Below are 4,441 nucleotides of genomic sequence, written 5' to 3'. Positions count from 1 at the left end.
TCCCGTCCTTTAGCAACATTTGATCAGACCGCTATTGGGGCGGTTGTTACAGCCCCTGATGCTGACAACCAAGTTTTTCCCCTTAACGAGCCTGTGTTGGTCTTCACCCATGATACAGAAAAAATCCAAAAGCTTGGGCGAAGGGGAACGGCTTTTGATGTCATTAACGCCGTGTGCGCGCAGGGGATTGAGGCACAAATTATCCTTGTGCGGGTAGAAGAAAAATCAACCATTGCTGAGACACAAACTGAGATGGTGGGATCAAACGCTCACCTGACCGGTGTGCACGCCTTGGCTCATGCGCGTGGGCATTTAGGTGTGGAACCTGGGATTTTACTGGCACCGGCTTATAGTGCAGGGCGGATTGACAATGGCAAAAACCCTGTGGCAGACGCTTTGGAACAGGTTGCAGAAAAGTTGCAAGCCATTGCCGTGTTTGATACGGGGGGTAAAAATGCGGAAGAAAGCCTTGCCTATCGTGCAGATTTTTCCTCACGCTTTTGTTATTTGATTGACCCCTTTGTACGGGTGGCAAATCGTGAGGGGGGTGTTAGTGTTAAACCCGCAAGTCCTTTTGCAGCAGCCATGTTTATCAAACGTGACAAGCAAAGGGGCGGTGTTTTTTGGTCTCCTTCCAACCAAGATGTGCATGGCATTTTAGGGACAGCACGCCCCATTAGCTATTTTGATGGCGAAATTGATCATGAGGCAAATCGCCTTAACCAAGCCGATATTGCGACCTTTATTCCAGCACGACTTAGTCAAAATGCGCATGGGCAAATGGCTGCCAATGGGCGCATTTTATGGGGAAATCATACCACCTCCAGTGATCCACTTTGGCGCTTTGTCAATGTGGTGCGCACCCGTGCAGCCTTGGAAAAAACGATCATTAACAATTTGCGCCCTTGGGCGAATGATGAAAACCTTACTGGTCAACATGTTATTGCCATTACCCGCTCTTTGACCAGCTTTCTTGATGATATGATTGCGCGTGGTGCATTGCTTGGTGGGCGGGTTTGGTTTGACCGCGATTTAAATTCCAACAGCACTTTACAACTGGGGAAATTGCGGGTCGAATTTGATGCAGAAGAAGTGCCACCTTTAGAAGATTTGAGTTTCGGCAGCCGGCGCAATAGCGCTTATTTTGACCGTTTGGCGCAAGATATCCAAAAGAAAATGACTTATCAATTTGGCGATACGCTTGAAACTTATCGCAAAGCAGCAAGGAGTTAAAGCATGACTTTACGCATTGTACGCGGTTTTACCTTGATTGTTGATGATGATGTGAACCTTCACCTTGATCTTGAAACCCTCAAATTACCTACGTTGGAAGAAATTACAGAAACCTATCAACCGGGCGGCTCTGATATGCAAATTGATGTGAGCGGTCTTGGTGTGAAAGCTTTGAGTTTACAAATGAAAATCCGCAGCCATACCCCCGAAATTATCGGCATCTTTGGTGGTCCTCCTGGGCTTCGTCATAAATTCACAGGCAAAAAACATGTGATCTCTGAAGAAGATGGACGCGAGCATGAGCATTCCATTGATGTGACAGGGCGGTTGGTCAAAGTGGATAGCGAAGGCTTAACAGCTGGGAAAGCGACAGGCTATGATTGCGAGATCAAAAATGTTTGGGACTATACGGAATTTTGGGATGGTTCTGTTTTGCACCGCTTTTCTTTTAAACGGGGCGGCTGGCTTGTCCGCAATGGGCAAGAGATCGGTTCTCGCCGCCGCTCTATTCTCAACTTATAGGAATTGATCATGACAAGTTTACAAAGCAGCATTGACGTGGAATTGCAGGTTCCGCTTCCTTATCAAGATAAAGGTGGCAAAGAATCTCTCTGCAAGAAACTGACCTTTTATCGCCCAAATTTCAAGCAAGCACGCCAATTAGCGGTGTTGATTGGACCGCAGTTGGTAGAGCTCGTTCTGCCCGCTGTAGAAGAGGATAAAACAACTTTGAGCAATGATGTGCTTATCACGAAGCTTTCTCAAGTTTTGTTCACAAGTGAGGCAACAGAAGGCATCACAGCACTTTTGGCTGATATGTCACATGAATCTATTGAATTGATTGATCGAGTTGATGTGATGGATATTGTCGCAATATTGAAGGCTTTTTTTGCTTTTTTTACGCAACGCCAATCCTCTCTGCCAGACAATTTGGGGCAGAACTAGCTCTTTATTATCACTGGGCGCCTTCAGAGATTAACCAGATGGATTGGCTGGATGTGATTGCCTATCGAGAAGAACTCGCGCGCCTGAATGCTCAAGAATATGAAAGCCATCAGTTAGGATAAAGAATCGTCATGGATGTTTCCCTTGTTGTGCGTTTTGTCAATCATCTGCAAGAGGGGATCGCTTCTGCCAAGCGGGATCTTGCAGCCTTTAGTTCAGATGTTGCGCATTTCCAAAACAAGACAAGGCAGCATTTTAAAGGGTGGTTTGACCCTGAGCATCTTAAGAAAGCTACAGCCCATGCAGAAAATGCTTTTATCCATGCGCGTGGACGTATGGTGGGGGCGATTGCGCAAACAGCAACCTTAATTGCACCGCTCTATAAAGCCATGCAATTTGACCAATCGATGAAGGGATTAGAAAAGGTTCTCGATGCCCCCCTTGATCGCTTAAAGGAATTGCGCCGTTTTGCGCTTGAAACCTCCACCAAGATTCCGTTAGCGGCGCGTGAAGTCTTAGAATTGATGACCAGTGCCAGCCAAGCAGGGATTGGCGAACAAGATCTAGAAGCTTTTAGCATTTATGCCGCTAAAGCAGCTGTAGCTTTTGATATGACGGGAGATCAGATTGGGGAGCGCTTTGCCAAATTGCGCAATGTCTTTAAGCTTAATCAGGTAGGTATTGAAGATCTAGGTGATGCTATCAATCATCTCTCTAATCACATGGCGGCAAAAGCCAGTGAAGTGTCTGATTTTACCAATCGTGCCACCGGTGCGGCAACCATGTTTAAGCTCACCGCGCGCGAAACTGCGGCATTTGGTACAGCGATGATTTCTGCTGGTATTGTTCCTGAGAGTGCCGCGCGTGGTTTTAATGCCATGAGTGCCCGTATTCAGGCAGGAGGCAAACATATTGAAGATGCTTTTGCCAATATTGGGCTTTCTCGCGAAAAATTCATGCAAGATCTGGACAAAGATGCCACCGGTACTTTGGTGCGCTTTTTTAATGTGTTGGGTAAATCCGAACAGGGGATGCGCTCGCTGATTGCCATTGCTGGGCGCGATTTTACTGGTGATTTTGCCAAATTGGTGGGCAATCCAGAATTGTTAGGGCAAGCTTTAGATTATGTGAAAGATCCACAAGTCTTTAAAGGCTCTGTAGAACAAGAAGCAGACAAACAAGCAACCGGTGCCATGCGGCAATTTGAACTCTTACAAAACCGCATTGTGGCTTTAGGGATTAGCATTGGTGAAGTGCTTCTGCCCCCCCTCAACAGTTTAATGGAAAGTGTTGGCAATTTTACCAATGGGCTTATGGCGTGGGCGAATGCCCATCCCACTTTAACAAGCGCCATCATCAAAACCATTGCTGCCCTTATGGCTTTTAATATTGCTCTACGGGTTTTGCGCTTTACTCTTGCTGGCACACGTCTTGGGCTTCTTCAATTGATGGGCTCTTTTATCAAGCTTAGAGTACTCAGTCGTGGTGTTGCTGCAAGCTGGCGGGGCTTAGCAGCCGCAGGGCGCTCGCTGGGCTTGCTAACCGCGGGTCTTGGGGCAAGTTCACTCCGACTCTTACGCCCCATGACCTTGTTGGTCGGGGCTTTACGGGGGATTGCTGTCTCAGGAAGTGCATTTGCTGCCTCTTTTGGTTGGATCGGGACAGCGATAGAAGTGGCTGGGGCAGCTATTTCCTCTGTTGTGGGGGGTATTTTTACCCCGATCGGGGCGGTCATTGCTGCTGTTGTGGCTGTCATCCTTGCTGCGGGTTTTGCTTTGTGGAAATATTGGGATCGTTTTTCTTCATTTGTCAAAGGTTTTGCACGGGGGGTATCTCGGGCTTTTGGGCGTGCCTTTGAAGCCGTCATGCGCTTTTTTGGTGCTGATACCACCACCATCACCAAATGGAAAAATATCATTGCTGCTGCTTTTGATTTCTCTCAAACTTGGCAAAAGTTTAAACAAGAGCTTAGCGCTGTTGTCGAGTGGTTTGGCAATTTGTGGGAGGGCGTTAAACAAAGCTTTTCCAACTTTTGGCAATGGTTGAAGAGTTTTTTTACACAGGAAAAGCTCTCGGAGAGTGCCAAGGCTGGTATGGAACAAGCCGGCGAAGATCTGGCTAATTCGATTGTCGATGGCTTTATGTCGTCTATCTCACAATTGATGGATTTTTGTAAATCTTTGCCTAGCCGCATTAAGGGGTGGATTGGTTCCATTGATGTAAGAGAGTTTTTGCCAAGTTTTTTGGGGGGTAAAACAGCCAT

4 protein-coding genes are annotated in these 4,441 nt (G+C 47.0%); all 4 read left to right on the top strand.

The window, feature by feature from the left end:
• The coding region (locus tag ACFIMK_RS00330) for a phage tail sheath family protein (RefSeq protein ID WP_375682833.1) at window positions 1–1,233 on the top strand (1,233 nt) is incomplete at its 5' end.
• Between the two features lie 3 nt (window positions 1,234–1,236).
• Window positions 1,237–1,755 carry a phage major tail tube protein gene (locus ACFIMK_RS00325; protein ID WP_015856800.1) on the top strand — a complete coding sequence of 173 codons (519 nt, stop codon included), beginning with the start codon at window positions 1,237–1,239 and terminating at the stop codon, window positions 1,753–1,755.
• Window positions 1,756–1,764: 9 nt separating this feature from the next.
• Complete coding sequence (locus tag ACFIMK_RS00320) at window positions 1,765–2,178, top strand: hypothetical protein (protein WP_375682476.1); 414 nt, start codon at window positions 1,765–1,767, stop codon at window positions 2,176–2,178.
• A 131-nt stretch (window positions 2,179–2,309) separates the two neighbouring features.
• Window positions 2,310–4,441 (top strand): phage tail tape measure protein (locus ACFIMK_RS00315; RefSeq protein WP_375682832.1); only part of this gene is annotated, 2,132 nt, incomplete at its 3' end.

Source organism: Bartonella sp. AP280QHHD (genome assembly GCF_042196125.1).
Lineage (GTDB): Bacteria > Pseudomonadota > Alphaproteobacteria > Rhizobiales > Rhizobiaceae > Bartonella.
This window is presented reverse-complemented; position numbering and strand designations above follow the sequence as displayed.

Coding starts and splice junctions, on each gene's coding strand:
- ACFIMK_RS00325 (WP_015856800.1), top strand. CDS start 1,237: ATGACTTTACGCATTGTACGCGGTTTTACCTTGATTGTTGATGATGAT.
- ACFIMK_RS00320 (WP_375682476.1), top strand. CDS start 1,765: ATGACAAGTTTACAAAGCAGCATTGACGTGGAATTGCAGGTTCCGCTT.